The following is a 17,865-nucleotide window of genomic DNA, read 5'->3' as shown; positions in this document are numbered from 1 at the left end:
CCCCTTCTCGTCCCCTCTGCCGCGGAGAACCTCCTGCACTCCCCCACCGCCAAGATCACAGTCGTCATCGCCACCCAGCTACGCCCCGACCGGCTCGACCACCTGACGGCCATGTACGAGAGCCTCACCCGGCAGAGCGTGCCCTGGGAAGCTGTGATCGCGCTCGACGGCGCCGACCGCACACGCCTGCCGACGCCCCTCGCGGAGGACTCGCGCGTGTGCATCCTCTCCCTACCCCGGCAGGTCGGCGCGGCCTGCGCCCGTAACCTCGCCCTGGGCTGCGTGCGCACCGAGTTCGTCAACTGGGCGGACGACGATGACGAGTTCACCGACGATGCCATGGCCGTACGGTTGCGCACCCTGGAGATGACCGGCCTGGGCTGGTGCGCGGGATACAGCGAGGACCTGCACCCGGACGGTTCGGCCTCGCTGTGGCGGTGCCCGACACCGCCCGGCCGGCACGAGGCCGGAGACGTGTGGACCTACTGGACGAGGCCCGAGGACACCATCCCGATCGGGCCGACCACGATCCTGGCGCGTACCGATCTCGTACGCGCAGCCCCGATGGGCGGACTCGTCCAGGGCGAGGACTACATGGCGGCGATCGGCGTCACCTGTCTCGCGCCGGGCATCCTGCTGCCCGTCCCGGTCTACCGCTACCGCAAACACCCAGGTCAGATGACCCGCCAGGACGGCTATGACGTCCTGGAGCCGGGGGCTCGGCGGCATGCGTGGAACTACGGACGCAGCCTGCGAGCCACCCTCTCCGGCCGGGAAACGAGCGATGCAGCCGGGGTGGTCTGATGTCCTCCTCCGTCACCCCGGCCACGCTCGATTACCTGGCTCAGCGTCTGGACGAGCTGGCAGCCCAATTCCCCACCAGCCCGGACGCTGTCGACCTAGTCACGCTTACCGACGACATCGGCACGCTGGGCCACCACCTGCAGCACGCCATCGAACGCGCGCAGGAACGGTTCACCGCGCCGGAGACGGTCTATCCGCCCGAACGCGTCGCCCTGGTCCGGCTCGCCAGGGCCGCCGCCGGTATCGCGCGAGCTCTGGACACACTCGCCGAGGCCCTGACCTATGCCACGACCGGCTTCCAGCGCCAGGCCGTGGAGGGCCTCGCCCACTCGCCTCTGCGCAACGACCCCGAGGTCCTGCGGATCATGACGGCCGAGAAGTACGTCGCGGCCCGCGCCCGCCTGCGCCACACCGCCGCTGCCCTGCGCACGGCATCCACACCGGCTGGGTCATCCACGCCTCGAACGACCGGGCTACAGACCCAGCCTGCTGCTGGCCCGCAGCCACGGCAGCCGAACCGCCACTGAGCCTGTCGAAGGACCCCCGAGATGCCCCCGAACCCTCCTGCCGAGATCCGGCTTGCCTACAGCCGTGCCGCCGGTCTGGTCGCCATCGCCCACGGCGAGCAGTACCGGTGGGCCAACACCGCCTTGGAACAGGCCGGATTCACCAAACGGGACGACGGAAGCTACAGCACGCCCGGCCCCGCCGTCCGCGCTGCCGCCGCGAAGCTGCTGCCCCTCGCCCACCGCCACCACGCCACCGTGGACGTCAGCCCGCGTCCGTTCCTCGGCGACAACGCCGACCGAATCGCCGCGCAGCTGCCCGGGACGTGGACCGCGCAGGTCGAGATCTACGCCCATCCCGTCTGGCAGGGCGATCTGCTGCCCTGGCTGTGGGACCGCGGTGAACTCGTTCGGACCGTGGAGGACCAGCGGGTGCCATACGCGGCGACGCTCACCAGCGACACCGGCGTCGAACTGCTGCTCGCGGAACGGGGCGAGGATCCCCAGCGCGGCTATCTGGTCGGGGCGCTCGCCTCCCTCCAGGAGTTCAACGACAGCTACAACAACCCCTACGCACCGACCAGCATCGTGCTCCCCTCCCAGCCGGACCTGGCGACCGAGGCCATCACGGATGGGTTCCTGCCCGCCTACCACCGGGCCCTGCACGCACGGCGTCTGGACACCGTGATCACGGCACTTGACGAACTGCGCGCCGAATACGAGGACGTGACGGCGATCTGGGTATCCGGCCGCTCCAGCGACGGCACCCTCCTCGACGGCCACGGACGAAGGGAGGCGAACAGGGTCTTCGCCGAGCGCGCCTGGCGCACCTTCCGTCCCGTCCTGACTCACGCGCCTGACCTGCTGCAACAGTGCGGTGCCGCGGCCACCGGCCGTTCTGCCGACGCCGACATCGTGGTCCAGCTGAGCGAGGCTCTCGCCTCCAGCCAAGCGGCACTTGATGTCTGGCGGCACAGCCAGAACCCCGCCTCCGTCCAGCCTTCCGCCCGCCTCCTGCCGCCGGCCGAGGTACGCACCCGGCTCGGGCTTGAGGCCGTGCCGGCCATCGAGACCTGGCTCGCCCAGCGCGACGCGTTCGTGCGCATCGCCCGCTCGGCCGAGCCCAGCGACCCCGCCCGGCCGCCCGTCGGCGGGCCCGTTCCCTGCTCCCAGCCCGCCGTACCACGCCCCTCCCATCCACCGGCCCCTCGCCGCTGACCAGCAGAAAGGATCCCTCTCTGTCCGACCACTTCCGCTTCCGCCACCATCCCGAACACGGCTTCGTCGCCACCGCCGCTCCGAGCTTCACACCCCACCTGGCCGAATGGTTGCTCGTCCGCGAGCAGTTCGAGCCCGTCCCCTTCTCGCCGGGCCTGTACCGGCTCACCGAGCCCAACCGCGACGGGCTGCGCCGCACCCGCCAAGCCGTCCACGACCTGCGCAACCTCGGCTACCGCGTGCGGGACGACAGCGCACTCGATCCCGCCCACGCATCAGCTCCACCCCGGCCGACGGCCAGCAACGACCTGGCCGAACGGCGCTCCCGCATCGCACGGGCCGCCGCCGTACGCCCCTCCCGGATCACAGCCCTGGCCAACGCCGCACCGTCGGCGCCGCCTGCCGCCTCCGGTAAAGCCCCGGCTGCCGGTCAAGGACGGAGCCGGTGAACCTGACCAGCGAGCCGATCCGCATCACCCGCGGCGAAGGCGGCGAGGTCGAAGTCGAAGGACCGTACGACGAGTTCGCCGCACGCATCCTGGCCCGCGCCGGATTCATGACCTTTCCGACGCTGCGCGGGCAGTGGGTCCGGCTGCCCTTCGACCTCGGCCGCGCCTGGGAGAACGAACACGCCAGCTGGGCGGCCGACATGCTCACCGCCGCCCGCTACCGCGTCGACCTCGACCCAGACCTGCGACCCGGCCTGCCCGACGGATCCGCGCCGCCGACGACCCGCCATACGAAGGCCGCGATGACCGCCCAGCCCGCACCGCCCGGTAGCGCCCGGCGCCCTCGCCGCTGATCCCTTGAATGGAAACACGTCTCCTCAATTGACCACGATTGATCATGCGGCGGGCCAGGCCCCGGCCGCCGCCTCGACTTCCTATCGCGCTGTGCTGGGCAGCCGGCATGTCGCCCGGCTGCTTGGCGGCACTCTCATCGGACGCATGCCCAACGGCATGGCGCCCGTGGCCATCGTGCTCCTGATCACCTTCCAAGGTGCCTCCCTTGCCTCCGCCGGACTGCTGAGCGCCCTGTACGGGCTGGCTGGCGCACTCTCCCAGCCGGTCAAAGGCCGCCTGATGGACCGTCATGGCCAGATGCCGGTGTCCGCACCCGGCGCAGTCATCAACTCCGGCTGTCTGCTGCTCCTGCTGGTCGGAGACGATCCGATCCTCGTGCTAGCCGCGATCGTGCTCGCGGGCCTGTCCTCCCCTCCCCTGGAGGCAGGACTGCGGGCCCTGTGGCCCACCGTCCTGCCCGACCCCCATCGGCGCCGGGTCGCCCTCGCGCTCGACACCGGCTCCCAGGGCCTGCTCTACATCGCCGGCCCGCTCCTGGTCGCCGCGCTCACCACCGCCTCCGGTCCCCGCGCCGCGATCCTCGCGACCGTCGTACTCGGCCTCCTGGGCACGACCGTGGTGCTCACCGCGCCCCCGTCCCGCACCTGGCGCCCGCAGCTCACCGCTGGCTCCGCCGCGGCCGGGCTGCACGGCACGCCCCTGTCGCTAATCTTCGTGGCCCATGCCGGCTTCGGAATCGCCCTCGGCGCCATGAACGTCTGGGCGGTGGCCATGGCCGAACTGCACGACATGGATCTGCTGTCCGGGCTGATCCCCGCCGCCTTCGCCGCCGGCAGCTTCCTCGGCGGCCTCCTCTACGCCCGCCGAGCCTGGCCGGGCTCGCCCATCGTCCAGCTGCTATCGGCCGCGGCCGGATTCTGCGCCGGGTGGCTGCCACTGCTCGCCCTTCCCGGCCCTCACATGGCGACCGTCGTGGCCACCGTGCCGGGCATGTTCCTCACTGTGGTGATCGCCTGCGGCTTCACGACCGCGGACGCCCTCGTGCCAACTCAGCGGAGAACCGAAGCGTACGCATGGCTGATCGCCTCGGTCGGCGTCGGCCAGGCCGCCGGCACCGCCCTGGCCGGGGCCCTCGCCACCCACCGCCTCACAGCCGCGGCCCTGCCCGCGGCCGGAGCCGCCCTCGCTCTGACGGTCCTTGCCGCCGCCCGCCACCGCATCACCGCCCGTGCTGGCCACTGAACCCACCGCCGTCGTCCCACCCGTCTGTTGTCCACCCAGCGACAGCGGCACGACCCGCGGGCCCGAATGGGGCGACTGCCGCTGGTCCGAGTCCGACACGCCCACCTCCCCGTGGATGTCGCCGCCGCCCCGCTTCCCATCCCTCACCTCTGAAAGGCACTTCCGCCTTGCCCCACCCGTCTTCGTCCGTCTGGGACCACCACATCGAGGACTGTGCGGTCTGCACCTCACCCGACCGCGACGAGCCGGCCCTGCTGCGCTGCGCCGTCCTCACGGTCTTGCAACACGGCGTCTTCATGGTCGAGGACGACATCCCGTTGGCCGAGATCCTCAGCGACGGCAGCCACTACCTGCGCGATCTGGCTTCGTCCCTGGGCGGCGACGAGACCACCCCGGTGCCCAAGGCCGAGCAATGGCCCTGGGTTGACGCCGAACTGCGCCTGGCCGTAGGTCTGGACGCCGTCAGCACCCTCGATGCCCGTATCGACGGCGTCCTGGCCACCGCTGCCCGCAGGACCCCGCGGCGCCAGGCGGACCTCCTCGCACGCGCCGCCGAGCAGTTCGCCCAGCAGCACGCACCAGCCTCCCGCACCCCCTGACCCCGCCGGCGCCCGCGCCGCCCCCACACAAAGGAGAATCCCCGCCCATGGCCGTTGTTGGTAAGTCCGGCTATCAGAAGTTGCGGAATGGTCCTCCATCCCGTGGAGATCCACGGTGGTCACCGGTCCCGGTGGAGGACTTCATCTGGCTCCCAGTCCGCGTAGAAGTCGTTTGGTGACTCATCCAGCTTGACCTCCTCTGCGAGGTCCTCCAACTCTTCAAGTTCCTCGTGCTCGACCCGGAGGTCGCAGGCCGGGCAGGTGAAGACGAAGGGGGTGAACATGACCGCCCACTCATCCTCGTCCACGTGCGTGTCACCACTAAGCCAGCCCTGCGATTCGCATGCCGGGCAGGTGGCGGGCTCGTCGTGTTCGATGTAGCCGGGAGGGGAGACTCGCGCAATCGCGCCGAGGACGATCTCGCGTTCCTTCTGGGGCAAGTGGCCGAAACGTTCCGTGAAGACATCTTTGGCCCGAGCAAGTTTGCTCTCCAGCCGGACACGGACAGCTTCCACGTTCTCTTCGAGAAGCCTGTCGTGCAGGGACTCGTAACCGCCCCAGTAGGAAAAAGTGTTGATCTTGAGTTCGACGAGCAAGGGGTCGATCAGCCGGAGACATGTGGTGAAGACGGCATTGACCCCTGACCGGTCGTACATGCCACTGTGTGCGACGCCGTTACGAGCATTGGCTAGCGGTCCAAGCGCCCGCTGATCGACCGGCATTTTCTTCCGCAAGATCTTCTGCGCTCGGGCATGGGCTTCGGCCAAGCCGATGGTCTTGACCTGCTCCGCGGGAACCGAAGCGTGTGACCCGTGACCCGTCGCGTGCAGCAAGGAGTTGAAATCCTTGCCTTCCACTACGAGAGCCGGGTGGAGGCTGGCCAGGTATGACTTGAGGAGATGCTCGGCAGCGATCCCGGCGTGGTGGACCGCCAGGTCATGAGACGACGGGCCTTCGGCGAGCGCGGTGAAGGCCGCAATCATCCATTTGCGCGAAGAGAGCTTGAGCCGTTCAGAGTCCATGGCCAGGACACTAGGCGGCTGGAGCAGACACATTGTCGGAATTTCGGTGGCCCTCAATAGTGCCACCGGCGACATATGTCCGCTTCTGGCTGCCCCGGCGCCGAGCAGCCTCTCGCCAGAGCTGGGCTCCCCGGCGCCAGCGCGGCCTGTGCTCTCGCCGTCCTTCTCACCGCGCGCCGACGTCTCGGCCCCACCAAGCAGCGCCAGCGCGGTCGGCACAAGACGCCCTGATCAGGGCGCAACTCCCCTACTTTTCGACCCTTTTGAGGAGACTCGTTTATGGCCGTTGTTGGTACACCCGGCTATCAGAACGTGCGGAAAGACGAGTCAGGTAGCTGCGGGGCGGTGAGGCCCGCCCTGGAGCATGTCGGCAGTCATTGCCCATCGTTCGTGGTCCAGCCACGCACCGTTGATGTGCTGGAACCTCCGGGCCCGCCTCGCCTTCGCCCAACACCCCACCGCTTTCACGCCACCACCGATAGGAGATCCGCCTTGCCCGAAGCACCAGCAGAGCCGTTCATGACGATCCGGCACACCATCACCGGTGAGATCACCACCACCGGCTACAACGCCGCCGCCCGGCGGATCCTGCTCCAGGCCGGCTTCGAAGAGACGCCAGGCTGCGCCTGCCGAGTGACGGAACCCGGTACGGAGCGGACGCACGGGCCTGCTCGGCAGCCAGCGAGCTGCTCGTCGCCGGCCATCCCGTGCACCTGGACCGAGCCCTCGGTCGGCCGGTGAGCGCCGACGGTACGCCCCGGTTGGCCCGGTCGCCGATGTCGGCACAGTCCGTGATCCGCTCCGAGAGCGGCCGGCCTCTCCAGCGCATCGCCAACCCCGCCCGCACCCGCACCTGTTGAAGGGGCCTCGTTCTTGACCACATCCGGAACGCCCACCAGTCCAGCGCGCACCAAGGGCGGCGAACTACGGGCCAAGGTGGCCCGACTGCTGGCCGACCGGCCGGCGGACACGCTCACCATCGGGGACATGGCCAGGCAGCTGGGCCACTCCCACGGCGCCGTGCGCAACGCCGCCCTCACCCTGGTGCGACGCGGCGAGGCCGACCAAAGCGGAACCGGACAACCGGAGTTCCGCGCGAACGCGAAGACCGCCGCAGCCGCGCAGACCGCTGTGATCAGCCCACCGGGCACCCACGCTCCCCGCGCCCAGCCTGCCAGCACGACCATTCCCGCAGCAGCCACGCCCAGGCAGACCGGCCCGATCCGCCGCGCGGGGGGCCAGGTCTACCACCCCCGGGAGCTGGCCGATCTGCCCGACGTCGAGGCGCTGAATCGCTTGCGCGACGCCGACGTGCCGGTGCTGCTCTACGGCCCTCCGGGCACCGGCAAGACGTCGCTGGTGGAGGCGGCGTTCCCGGACCTGCTCACCGTCGCCGGTGATGGCGACACGACGGTCGGCGACTTGATCGGCGAGTACACACAGGACGACGCGGGAGGCTACGTCTTCCAGTACGGTCCGCTGGTCACCGCGATGACCGAGGGCCGCGCCCTGCTGATCGACGATGCCACCTTGATCTCACCGAAGGTCCTGGCGGCGCTGTATCCCGCGATGGACGGGCGCAGGCAGATCCAGGTCAAGGCCCACAAGGGCGAGACCATCAAGGCCGAGCCAGGCTTCTATGTGGTGGCGGGCCACAATCCCGGCGTCCACGGGGCGGTTTTGACGGAGGCGCTCGCGAGCCGGTTCAGCGTGCAGATCCAGATCGGCACGGACTATGACCTCGCCCTGGCGCTGAGGATCGATGCACGGGTTGTCCGGGTCGCCCGACACCTCGCCCACCAGGTCGAACTCGGCGAGCTGGGCTGGGCCCCCCAACTGCGAGAGCTGCTCAGCTACCAGAAGACCGAGGCCGTCCTCGGCACCAAGGCCGCGCTCGCGAACCTCGTCGGCATCGCTCCTGTGGAGGATCGCGACGCCGTCGCCGCCGCCGTCATCAAGGCTGCCGGCGTCAAGAAGATCGCGCCCCTCACCCTCGGCAAGCAGCTCCCCGCCTCAGCCGCCCGGCAGCCCCCGGGCAGCACCGGCTCCGCACACCGGGGCCGCTCGCGATGAGCGCCCACCACCACGTCCAGTCCCCCGCCACCACGCCGGACGACGACGCCGACCTCGCGCGATGGGACGACGACGGCGCCCCGCCCGCGCAACCCCGTTCCTCCCCTGACGCGTGGCTGCGCGTGGGAGCCGAACTCGGCGATCGGCTGGTCGCCCTCTCCGGCCGCCAGGACCTCCTCGTCACCTGCCGCCCCGGCACGCGCAGCGGCGCACCGGCCGCGTTCTTCCCCACTCTGGGAGAGGTCGAGTTCGACGCCGGCCTGTTCGCCCCGCTCCAGCCCCGCGAGATCCATCCGCGGATCGTGGGCGACGAGGAGCGGTATCCCGCCGCCTGGGGAGTGTTCGTCCACGAGGCCGCGCACGCGGCCCACTCCGTCTGGACACAGCCTGCCGGAGCGAACCCCCGTGTCGTCGAGGCCGCGCTCCTTCTGGAGGAGAGCCGCGTCGAAGGCGCACACCTGATCACGCGGCCCACGGACCGTACGTACCTGCGCACCAGTGCCCGAACCCTGGTCATGCCCGACATCGCCCACCCCACCCTCCAGGGCATCGAGCATGCCGCCGGCGTGGCGGCCCTGGTCCTCGGCCGCCGTGACGTCGGCATCCTGGACGCAGGCGAGACCCGGGCCGTCGCCGATCTGTGCGAAAAGGTGCTGGGCGCAGACCTGCTGGCCACACTCACCCGCATCTGGACCGCAGCCCACCAGTGCGCCGACCACGACGCCACGACCATGCTCGCGCACGCTCAAAAGTGGTGCGACGCTCTGGACGCCGCTGCCCCCGCCCTGCCCGTGCCGGAGAACCTCACCGATCTGCTGTCCGGCGCCGTGGGGGTCGTCATGGACAGCACGGCAGCCACCGACGCCGCCGACCTCGTGGCACAGGCCGCAGCGACCAACGCCATGGCCGCGCAGTCCAAGGCGCAGGCTCAGGACCGCGCCCAGCGGGCCGGCCAGCGACGCAAAGCCGCCGCCACCGCCAAGTCGGTCTTCAACGCCCGTGGCACCACCGTCACCCCCGACGGCACACCGGCGCCCTACGGCAACCCGGTCACCGGCACCCGCAGGCCGACCGCCGCCGAGCAGAGTGCCGCCGCGCGCCTGAGCCGCGCCCTGCGTGCCGCCGCCTACCGCGAGCGGACCGAGGAGCGGACCACCAGCCCCACCCCGCCCGGCCGCCTCAACATGCGCGCGGCCCTCGCCCGCGATGCTCAGCGCGCGGCCGGGTCGGTCCCCACCGCGGAACCGTTCACCCACACCCGCCGCCGGAACTCCCCCACCCCACCGCTGCGTGTGGGTATCGCCGTCGACGTCTCCGGCTCCATGCGTGCCGCCTGCGCGCCCGTCGCGTCCGCTGCCTGGATCGTGGCACGCGCAGCAGCCCTGACCGACCCCGACTCCCTTACCGCCACCATCGCCTATGACAGGCACCTGACCGCATTGACCCGACCCACCCACCGAGCACCAGAGCGCGTGACGACGTTCGATGCCAACGGCGGCCACCACAACCTCGGCGACGCCATCGACGCACTCGACCACGGCCTCGAACTCAGCCGCCCCGGCGCCGGCCGCCTCCTCGTGATCGTCACCGACGCCCGGTACGGCAGCGACGAAACGGCTCAAGCCGTCACCCGCGTCAAGCAGCTCACGACCGCCGGCTGCGCCGTACTCCAGCTCACCCTCACCGCGGAGTCCCGCCACTTGCCGGGGACCACCTTGCTGCACCTGCCCCAGCCCTCCAGTGCTCCCGTCGCCATCGCCACGGCGGCCACAGACGCCATCCGCAGGACACGCTGAGACGACGCAGAAGGCGGAAGCGTCCCCGAGACCACCGCCAAGCACTCCAGACTACCTCCGTCCGCCGCATGAATCGTGCATCTGATGCATGACCCTCCGCAACGACGCAGGCCACCACCCCAACCGCCAACGAAAGGCACTCGATTTGAAGCCCCAGACCAGCAGCCCGACCTCGAACGTAACGCCCGTCAAACGGAATTCCCCGGGGGTCCAGAAGACCTGGACCGTCGTCCACGCCTGTGGACACGAAATCACGCATGACCTGTCTGACCGTCCCGCCGACCGACGCGCCGGATTCGCCCGCTGGCTCACCGAACGCGACTGCACCGAATGCTGGAAGGCCGCCCGCGACGGCGACAGCGCCGGCAAGGAGGAGTGGCTGGCCGCCAAGCGAATCGAAGAACAGCAGGCCGCTACCGTGTGGGCCGAGCAGTTCGAGATGCCGCCGCTGGAGGGCACCGAACGCGCCCAAGGCTGGGGCGAGCGCTCCCGCCATCAGCTGGTCACCCGCGCATACGCCGCTCTGGTCACCGAGGGCACCTGGGACGAGACCGACTGGACCGTCCTGGAGGAGAAGGTCCGCACCGTCACCCGGGCCGGATGGTGGATCGACCAGCGCGATGCCGAGGGCACCGATCTGCCCGAACTCCTCGACGCCGCAACCGAGAACGACCGCGGCACCGAGAACCCGTACCGGTAGCCGACCAGCGGTATACCCGACGATCCCCGGTTATCGAAACCGGGGATCCTCCGGAGCATTGACCTTCCACCGCCACCCCGTGCCGCTCGTGGAAGGACCCCTGCTGTGCCCGACGCTCCCGGCCCCTCGCACATACCAGCCGCTTGGAGACCGTCCCTGGAGCCGCTGACCGCCCAACGGGACATCACCCATGCCCACTTCGCCCCTGGCGACACCGTTGTGATCCCGACCGGCGTCGCCGACGGCAGGCTGTCGGGCGACGTCATGACGATCGTCGCTCCTTCCTGGCACCTGCCGACGGACGAGGACGGCTGGCGGCTGCGCAACCCCAGGGGCGGCGAGCGCACCTTCATCACCGCCCACCCCCGCTACATGATCCACCTCTCCCGCCACTGCCCCGACTGCCTGATCTACCGGCGCGCCTTGGAGGACTACGTCCTGCCCAAGGTGCCCGTCGGTAGCGGGTCCTTCGACTGCGGCTGGTACTCCCTCACCCACCTCAACCAGCTCGTCCATCTCGCCGACGCCCGAGGTGGCCGGTGACTCTCCCCACCCGCCGCCCCGGAAGGGCCCTGACCCTGCTGCATGCCGGTGCCGAAGCCGCCTCGGCCATCCCGGCACCCCACTGGCCCGCGCAGCTGGCCGCCAATCTGAGCGAACTCGACGCGACCTGGCAGGAATCCGCGCAGCTGTGCGCCGACGCCGCGTGGACCGCACGGGCCTCCGGCCACAGCGTGCTGGGCCTCCTGCACCCCGATGACGCCCTCGCGCCCGGGCCGGACCCGATCATGACTACGGCGTATCGGCATCTGTACCTGAGCGCCCTGCGCTACGACTTTCGCTGCCCTACCCTCGCCCTGCTCGTCGAGCAGCTCTCGCTTCAGGAACGAGAGGGCCTGGACTGCTACAGCCGCGCACTGTACGCCTTCGCCCTGCTGGGGCAGTCCCGGTCCGAGGGCCTCCCCCTCATGCAGCAGGTCCTCGACGACGCCGGCGACCACGTCAAGACGTTGCATGTGCTGCTGCACGGACTGTGGCTCGGCCACGATCTGCCCGGGCGGGAGGAGCGCATGCTGCAGATCCTCGGCCAGCCGCCGTTCGCCTCGCGCACCGACCCGATCGCCCTGTTCCGTGAGGCCGGCGCCCTGCGCGGGCTCGGCAAGTATCAGGCCGCTCTGGAGTCGATCGACCGCGCACTGGACCTGCTGCCGCCTGGCGACGTATCCGTCCACGCCGACCTCGTCCGCGAACGCTCCCTGATCGCCTCGGCCCGCGACGTCCAGCACCTCGTCGGCCGCCACGCGGAAGCAGGCCCGGAATGATCCCTCGCGTGCACACCCGCAGCCCGTACGCCACGGAAGCGCTGACCGAGGCCCTCGGACGTCCCGTGTCCGAACAGGAGGGACTGACCGGGCACACGGTGGTCGCCCACTGGCCGGGCCTGGAGCCTGTCGCCCCTGACGACGAGCAGCAGATCTGGACATCGCAGGATTGGGCGGACCACCTGGACACGCCGTCGTGGGAGTATCCCCGCGCCACGAGTCCCCGGAAGGACCGATTCGCCATCTGGCACGCCGACGTGCGTCTCGCCCTCGGCGACCGCCAGCTCACCGGCCCGGAGTGGTCCGAGATCGCGCACCGGCTCGCTCGCGCCGTCGGCATCGCCACGCCCGGCGACACGCGGAGCTGCCGCTGGATCGCAGTCCAGGCTCAGCCCCGGCGCCTCGATCTGATCGCCAACCTCATCCTTCCCGACGGCACGTGGACTTCCCAGCCCGGCCTGCTCCTCCGGCTGGCGGCGGAGTGCCGGCGCCTGGAGACGGCCCTCAGCCTCCTTGGGCCCTTGCCTGCCCGGTCCTCGCCGCACGCCTCCGCTCTCCCGGCCGCCGTGCACTCGGCTGCCGAGACGACGGGGCAGCTTGCCGAGCTGCTGCACCAGCTCGCCGATGAGGCCACCGGGCCGCTGGTCACCGGGCGCGGCCTCGTCGAGTACGCGGCGCACCGTCTCGGCGCCCTTCCCCACGCCTACGGTCCCGCCATGGAACACCAGCTGGGATGGATCGCCCGCCGCCTGTACGGCATCCAGCAGGACCTCGACGCCGTTGTCGCAGACCTGGCTGCCACGCCTGACCGGACAGCTCCGCCACCCGCGCTGCCTGTCCCGCGGCCTCCGACCGCATCTGCTCGTACTCGTTCAACTCCCTAGAAAGTTTCTGCCCCTTTGGCCCTGGCCGACCGTCTGTTGACTTTCCGGCGCGATGTTCATTCCGGCGAAGTCCTTGCCCGCGGAGGAGATCCCGAAGCCCACAGCATCCTGGAGCGCACCGGGTTCGTCCTCGTCGCCCGGCTCCACGAGCGCTACCACCGCCTGCCCACCGGCCTCGACGAGGCCGAGGAGCAGCGGATCGCCACCCGCGCGGTGGCCCGGCTGCGTGCGGTGAGCTACCACGTCGACTGCGACGAGGCGTTCGACACCGACCGCCGGGAACCGTACTACCGGCCCCTCGGCGCCCAGGTCGCACACCTCGCCGATCGTCTCCGCGAGGCGACCACGACCGACGAGGCCGCCGACGTCCTCACCGAGTTGACCGCCACCCACGACGGCATCCTGACCGCCCTCGGCGACGTACTCGTCGCGGCAGCCGACTTCTTTGAAGGACTCGGCCAGCCTTCCGACCAGTACACCGCCCGACGTTTGCGCTACCTCGCCGAGGAACGGTTGCGGATCGTCCGGTCCGACCTCGCGCACACCCGCACCGACCTCGTCGGCCGGCACACGCTCCACCCCGGCCGGCGGCCGTGCACGGCCGAGACCGGCCCGGGCGAGACGGAAGCCTCCGCCGTCTGCGCCTGCCCGCCACCCCGCATCCCCACCAGCCCCGGTCCCCTCCCCACCGCGCCGGTCCCCACCAGCCGCCGGAGATGACCCGCCTGTCCCTTCCCGAGGAGACCTTTGCACGCCCCCGATGACTCTCTCGCCTCCTTCGCCGCCGTCCTCGCCGGCGAACTGCCCGGCCAGTGGAGCAGCCAGTACCACCCCGACCGCGGAGACAACGACCACGACGAACTGGCCGTCGATGTCTGGGACATGGACCAGGTCGCCGATGCCATGGCCGAGTACAGCCTCGACCACTGCGCGGTCCTGACCCGGCGCGTGGACGGCACGCGGCTGTTCGTCATGGACCGCAAGGGCCACGACGACGGCTTCCTCATCGCCGCCATGGCGCCCAAGGACCTGCCCATCGAGGCGTTCCGCGACGTTCGCGAGCCCGACGGCATCGCCGTCGACGCGGACCCCTTCCACGCCGCCAAGCACGTCCGGCTGCGCCTGCTGCCCCGCTACGACCAGGCCCTCGCCCAGGTACGGGACAACGCCTCCCGCCTTGCTGCGGCCCTGGCCGACGAGCAGCGCGTCGTGATGACCTGGTCCGGCGAGGACCTCGTCGTCGCCAAGCCCGATCGCGACGACATCGCCCGGGCCCTGACCGAGTACGGCTTCACCTTCGACACAAGCCGGAACGTGTTTGTACTGTCCGACGGCGACTCAGCCCGGGTGGCCGCGTCCGTCCGCGCAGCCGGCCACCGTCTGTCCGAGCTGGGTGTCGGCGTCCTCCTGTCCCGCCCGACAGGCCGGGCCGCGCTGGACATCACACCTGCCCAGCGGCCCGCCCCGCCGACTCCGGCCCCGCACCGAACCCGGTGACAGGCCGGGCCCCTGGTGGCGCGCCGGAGTTCTTCGTCCTCAGCTACATCACCATCACCCGCGATCCGCGCACGCGGCTCGTCGTCGCCATCGGCGGCGACGAACGCGCGGCCGGCATTCTCCAGACGGCCGGAGGATTCATCGACGCCCCGGGCCCTCGCGGCCCCTACCACCGCCAGCCCCACACCATGGCTGTCGACGAGCAGCGCACCGGCGCCACCGCCGCGGCCCTGGCCCTGCTGCAGGCCGGCTACAGCGTCCACCTCGACCCCGCCCTCAACACCCTGAGCAGGCGGGACGAGGACCGGCAGGCCGCCCACCGCTACCTGGACCACCTCGCCGAACGCGCCCGCAACGCCAGCGGCGGCCACGAACGGGCCTCCATCCTCACCGAGATCGTCGCTCCCGACGACGGTGTGCTGCCCCGCCTGCGCGACATCCTGGTGTCTCTCTGGACGCGTTGGGACGACCGCCTCCACGACGCCGGACGGCCAGCGGCCCCCGCTGAGCAGCTGATCGACACGGTCAACGGCCTGTCCCGCCACACCCAGCGGCTCCAAGACATCCGCAACCAGGCCGCCCGTGTCCCGGCATCTGCTCCATCCCCCGGCACCACGGCCAAGCCCGTCCCCGCGGCGCCCGGCCGGAGCCGCTGACTGCCCCTCTTCCGCCATAGGAGCATCCACCCGATGGGTAACCGTGCCGACGACGAAGGCACCGACGTCGAGATCTACCGCAAGCCCCTGACCGACACCGTCCACGCCGACACCCCCACCGGCGCCCCCGAACAACTCCTTGCCCTGCTCGACCGGCTCGGCTTCGAACGCAAGACCGTCTCGCCCGCAGGCACTGCGGGCCCGACCTACGCCTGGCACGAGGCCCCGAGCCACCTCAGCGAGGACGAGAAGAAGCGACTGGCCACCCGCGCCGTCCCCCCACTGCTCGCGGCCGGATACGTCGTCCACATCCCCGACTACCTCTTTGACCAAGCCGCCTACCTCAGCGCCGCGGACGAACTCCGCACCCAGCGAGCGGCACCGGCCACCGCCTCGCCCGCGACGACCGCCCGGCCCCGCCGTACGCGTGGCTGAATCACCCCGGCCCTCGGCCCGTCCCACAGGAGTCCACGCCCCGGTGCCCCAACGTCCGCCGCAGGCCGTCCCGTATGTGCTGGCCTCGCCCGGCTACCTCGCCGGCGGCGGCGACTGGGAACACCTGACCGAACTGCTGCTGCACGGCCACGGCTGGCGCAACGTGTCCACGATCGACCAGCACACCGCCCTGGCCAGCCCCGACGGACGCCTCCACGTCATCCTCAACCGACGCGCGGACTGGGCCTGGACCCTGCACGCCACCACCCCTGACGGGCAGGACTGGGCAGTGCTCCTCGGCGCGCACATGCCCGTCGAGTACATCACCGCCATGGTCAACGCCCTGCTCCAGCCGCCGCCCACCGGCGACCGGGCGGTCCTCGACCCGTTGCGTGCAGCGGGCTGGACCGAGCAGGCCACCGGTCCCGGGGCCTCGGCCGTGTCACCGGACGGCCTGGTCCACTTCACCGAGGAACCCGCTCACCCCAGCGCACCGAGACCCTGGCGCGCCGCCTGCACCGTCAACAGGTACCGGTGGTGGACAGCCACCTTCAGCACCCGCACCCCGCCCGGCATCGTCACCGCGTTCACCCGCAGCCTCGCCAGCGACGATCCGCTGCCGCGGATGGCCATCGGAACACCGCTGTACGGCTGCGGGCCCTACACCCGTCTCACCCCGACACCACACACGTATGAAGACGAGCAGGCGCTGCTCAAGGCCCGGATCGCCGACGTCCGCAGCCGCCGCGTCACCGGACCAGGCCCCGCCACACCGCCGCCGAACCCCATCGGACGCACGCCGGCCACCCGCACGCGGTGAGCCTCACCCCTCTCGTCGACGTGCACCGCACCACCCCGTTCAGGAGATTTCCGTACCCCGCACCTCCCCTCGCCCCACGCCACCGCCGATCACCGCCAAGCGCCGGCCTCGTCTGGCCGTCTTCCTCTTCCGCCGCTACCTGCGCGCCTGCATCGTGCGCGCCCCCGCCCAGGCCCATCAGCTTGCCGGAGGGCGGCCCGAGGCCGCGCTGGATGAATCCCGGCGCCTCGGCCACCACACCTGACCCCCACCCGTCTGCCTCCAGGAGGCCCGTGACCGACCCGCCCCTCCACTCCGTCCCCCACGCCCGCGCGATCGCCGAACAGCTCGGCCAGCTCACCAGTCAGCTCGCGCTCGCCCCACCGCGCGAGGCCGCCCACATCCTCGCCACCGTCCTCGACCGCGACGTCGGCATCCTCGGCCACTTCACCCAACTGATGGCCACCGGCTCCCAGTTCGCCAAACGCACCTCCGAGCAAGGCATCCTCCCGCCCGAGGTCTGGCTCGCTGTCGGCCGCGCCGCCAACGAACTCCACGACATCGGCCTCGACCTCGACGAACACACCGAAGCCCTCGACGCCCTCGCCAGCGCCGTGGCACCAGCTCCCACGACAGCGCCGAAACCGGTGCCGACCGCCATGGTCGTGAGGAGACGCCGGTGAGCAGGAAACAGTGGACCGGCTGGCGCACACCACGCGCCGGAGGCGAACAGGCCGAGCAGCACTACCTCATCGAACCCCGTCATCTCGCCGGCGGCGGCAACCTCGGCCACGTCACCGAGTTCCTGCGCGCCTCCGGCTGGAAGGACTCCTCCCGCCAAGGCGGCCCGTTCGTCTTCGACAGCCCCGACCGCACGATCCGTATCGGCTACGACCCGCACACCCAGCCTGGCGGCTGGACCATCTCCGGCAAGGCCGCCGGTGCTCAGCCGGCGTGGCATGCCACCTTCGGCCGGCAGACCCCGGTGGAGATCGTGGCCGGCGTCACCGACGCCCTCACCCGCCCCCGCTCCGCACACGCGCCCAACGCCTGGGCTCCGCTGGAGCAACAGGGCTGGACCAGTGAGCGCGGCGAGGACCAGTCGTTCACCGCCGTCCATCCCGGCCGCGACACCTGGCTGCAGTACCGTCCCGGCGAGCGCGGCCAGGACCTGTGGTGGGCCGGGGCCCGCACGGAACACGGGCAGACCTGGGACGCGGTGTTCACCCCCACCACCCCGCTGCATCTCATCGAGGCATTCGCCACGGCGCTGGCCGACCCGCAGCCGGTGATGCGACCGCGCGGACATGTCCCGCCCACGAGCCGGGTCCGCACCACGTCCGTCTCGGTGCTGCCCTCCCAGCTCTCCGCCTGGCAGCAGGCCCGTATCACCGCCGCCCGCGCCGCTACCTGGGCCCGCTTCGCCACCACCGGCGCCCGCAAGCCGTCCCGCACCGCGGGCCCGTACGCCACCGCCGGTGGCCGACGCCGCTGACCCGCCTCGGGCAG

At 71.1% G+C, this 17,865-nt stretch carries 22 protein-coding genes; 21 read left to right on the top strand and 1 reads right to left on the bottom strand.

Features of this window, described 5'->3' with window-relative positions; all coding sequences use genetic code 11:
- Positions 1–54 precede the first annotated feature (54 nt).
- The 7 genes from ACWCRJ_RS09785 to ACWCRJ_RS09755 all read left to right on the top strand — a co-directional run bounded on the left by ACWCRJ_RS09785 (position 55) and on the right by ACWCRJ_RS09755 (position 5,172).
- Positions 55–804, top strand: coding sequence for a glycosyltransferase family 2 protein (locus ACWCRJ_RS09785; protein WP_450938915.1), 750 nt, complete (start codon positions 55–57; stop codon positions 802–804).
- Positions 804–1,331 (top strand): hypothetical protein, encoded by a 528-nt coding sequence (locus tag ACWCRJ_RS09780; RefSeq protein WP_450938771.1) that lies wholly within the window; start codon positions 804–806, stop codon positions 1,329–1,331. Before ACWCRJ_RS09785 ends, ACWCRJ_RS09780 begins: the two co-directional genes overlap by 1 nt.
- 21 nt (positions 1,332–1,352) lie before the next feature.
- On the top strand, positions 1,353–2,528 hold the full coding sequence (locus ACWCRJ_RS09775) for a hypothetical protein (protein WP_450938770.1): 1,176 nt from the start codon (positions 1,353–1,355) through the stop codon (positions 2,526–2,528).
- A gap of 110 nt (positions 2,529–2,638) precedes the next feature.
- Positions 2,639–2,977 carry a hypothetical protein gene (locus tag ACWCRJ_RS09770; RefSeq protein ID WP_319645821.1) on the top strand — a complete coding sequence of 113 codons (339 nt, stop codon included), beginning with the start codon at positions 2,639–2,641 and terminating at the stop codon, positions 2,975–2,977.
- Positions 2,974–3,330 (top strand): hypothetical protein, encoded by a 357-nt coding sequence (locus ACWCRJ_RS09765; RefSeq protein ID WP_450938769.1) that lies wholly within the window; start codon positions 2,974–2,976, stop codon positions 3,328–3,330. The genes ACWCRJ_RS09770 and ACWCRJ_RS09765 overlap by 4 nt, the downstream gene beginning before the upstream one ends.
- 91 nt (positions 3,331–3,421) lie before the next feature.
- Positions 3,422–4,573, top strand: coding sequence for an MFS transporter (locus ACWCRJ_RS09760; protein ID WP_450938914.1), 1,152 nt, complete (start codon positions 3,422–3,424; stop codon positions 4,571–4,573).
- 167 nt (positions 4,574–4,740) lie between these two features.
- Complete coding sequence (locus ACWCRJ_RS09755; protein ID WP_450938768.1) at positions 4,741–5,172, top strand: hypothetical protein; 432 nt, start codon at positions 4,741–4,743, stop codon at positions 5,170–5,172.
- 119 nt (positions 5,173–5,291) lie between these two features.
- On the opposite strand, the gene ACWCRJ_RS09750 is transcribed toward ACWCRJ_RS09755, so the two are convergent.
- Positions 5,292–6,194: a hypothetical protein gene (locus ACWCRJ_RS09750; RefSeq protein WP_450938767.1), complete on the bottom strand. Its 903-nt coding sequence runs from the start codon at positions 6,192–6,194 to the stop codon at positions 5,292–5,294.
- Positions 6,195–6,713: 519 nt separating this feature from the next.
- On the opposite strand from ACWCRJ_RS09750, the gene ACWCRJ_RS09745 reads away from it, so the two are divergent.
- The 14 genes from ACWCRJ_RS09745 (at position 6,714) to ACWCRJ_RS09680 (ending at position 17,851) form a co-directional block, all read left to right on the top strand.
- On the top strand, positions 6,714–6,935 hold the full coding sequence (locus ACWCRJ_RS09745; RefSeq protein ID WP_450938913.1) for a hypothetical protein: 222 nt from the start codon (positions 6,714–6,716) through the stop codon (positions 6,933–6,935).
- Between the two features lie 195 nt (positions 6,936–7,130).
- Positions 7,131–8,267, top strand: coding sequence for an AAA family ATPase (locus ACWCRJ_RS09740; protein ID WP_450938912.1), 1,137 nt, complete (start codon positions 7,131–7,133; stop codon positions 8,265–8,267).
- Positions 8,264–10,063 carry a hypothetical protein gene (locus ACWCRJ_RS09735; RefSeq protein WP_450938766.1) on the top strand — a complete coding sequence of 600 codons (1,800 nt, stop codon included), beginning with the start codon at positions 8,264–8,266 and terminating at the stop codon, positions 10,061–10,063. The genes ACWCRJ_RS09740 and ACWCRJ_RS09735 overlap by 4 nt, the downstream gene beginning before the upstream one ends.
- Positions 10,064–10,313: 250 nt before the next feature.
- Entirely contained in the window at positions 10,314–10,763 is a 450-nt protein-coding gene (locus ACWCRJ_RS09730) for a hypothetical protein (RefSeq protein WP_411150664.1), read from the top strand.
- A 105-nt stretch (positions 10,764–10,868) separates the two neighbouring features.
- Positions 10,869–11,306: a hypothetical protein gene (locus tag ACWCRJ_RS09725; RefSeq protein WP_259407628.1), complete on the top strand. Its 438-nt coding sequence runs from the start codon at positions 10,869–10,871 to the stop codon at positions 11,304–11,306.
- Positions 11,303–12,085, top strand: coding sequence for a hypothetical protein (locus tag ACWCRJ_RS09720; RefSeq protein WP_450938765.1), 783 nt, complete (start codon positions 11,303–11,305; stop codon positions 12,083–12,085). Before ACWCRJ_RS09725 ends, ACWCRJ_RS09720 begins: the two co-directional genes overlap by 4 nt.
- 8 nt (positions 12,086–12,093) lie before the next feature.
- A complete protein-coding gene (locus ACWCRJ_RS09715; protein WP_450938764.1) occupies positions 12,094–12,969 on the top strand; it encodes a hypothetical protein in 876 nt (291 codons plus the stop codon).
- A gap of 36 nt (positions 12,970–13,005) precedes the next feature.
- Positions 13,006–13,689: a hypothetical protein gene (locus ACWCRJ_RS09710; RefSeq protein ID WP_450938763.1), complete on the top strand. Its 684-nt coding sequence runs from the start codon at positions 13,006–13,008 to the stop codon at positions 13,687–13,689.
- Between the two features lie 27 nt (positions 13,690–13,716).
- A complete protein-coding gene (locus ACWCRJ_RS09705) occupies positions 13,717–14,466 on the top strand; it encodes a hypothetical protein (RefSeq protein ID WP_450938762.1) in 750 nt (249 codons plus the stop codon).
- Complete coding sequence (locus tag ACWCRJ_RS09700; protein WP_450938761.1) at positions 14,463–15,122, top strand: hypothetical protein; 660 nt, start codon at positions 14,463–14,465, stop codon at positions 15,120–15,122. The genes ACWCRJ_RS09705 and ACWCRJ_RS09700 overlap by 4 nt, the downstream gene beginning before the upstream one ends.
- Before the next feature lie 33 nt (positions 15,123–15,155).
- Complete coding sequence (locus ACWCRJ_RS09695) at positions 15,156–15,557, top strand: hypothetical protein (protein ID WP_239757755.1); 402 nt, start codon at positions 15,156–15,158, stop codon at positions 15,555–15,557.
- Positions 15,558–15,600: 43 nt separating this feature from the next.
- Positions 15,601–16,377 (top strand): DUF317 domain-containing protein, encoded by a 777-nt coding sequence (locus ACWCRJ_RS09690; RefSeq protein WP_411150575.1) that lies wholly within the window; start codon positions 15,601–15,603, stop codon positions 16,375–16,377.
- Positions 16,378–16,649: 272 nt separating this feature from the next.
- A complete protein-coding gene (locus tag ACWCRJ_RS09685) occupies positions 16,650–17,039 on the top strand; it encodes a hypothetical protein (RefSeq protein ID WP_318323381.1) in 390 nt (129 codons plus the stop codon).
- Positions 17,036–17,851, top strand: coding sequence for a DUF317 domain-containing protein (locus ACWCRJ_RS09680; RefSeq protein ID WP_450938760.1), 816 nt, complete (start codon positions 17,036–17,038; stop codon positions 17,849–17,851). Before ACWCRJ_RS09685 ends, ACWCRJ_RS09680 begins: the two co-directional genes overlap by 4 nt.
- The last annotated feature ends 14 nt before the right edge of the window (positions 17,852–17,865 follow it).

The organism is Streptomyces sp. NPDC002324 (assembly GCF_053593335.1).
Note: the sequence above shows the minus strand (reverse complement) of the source record. Positions and strands in the feature narration are given on the sequence as shown.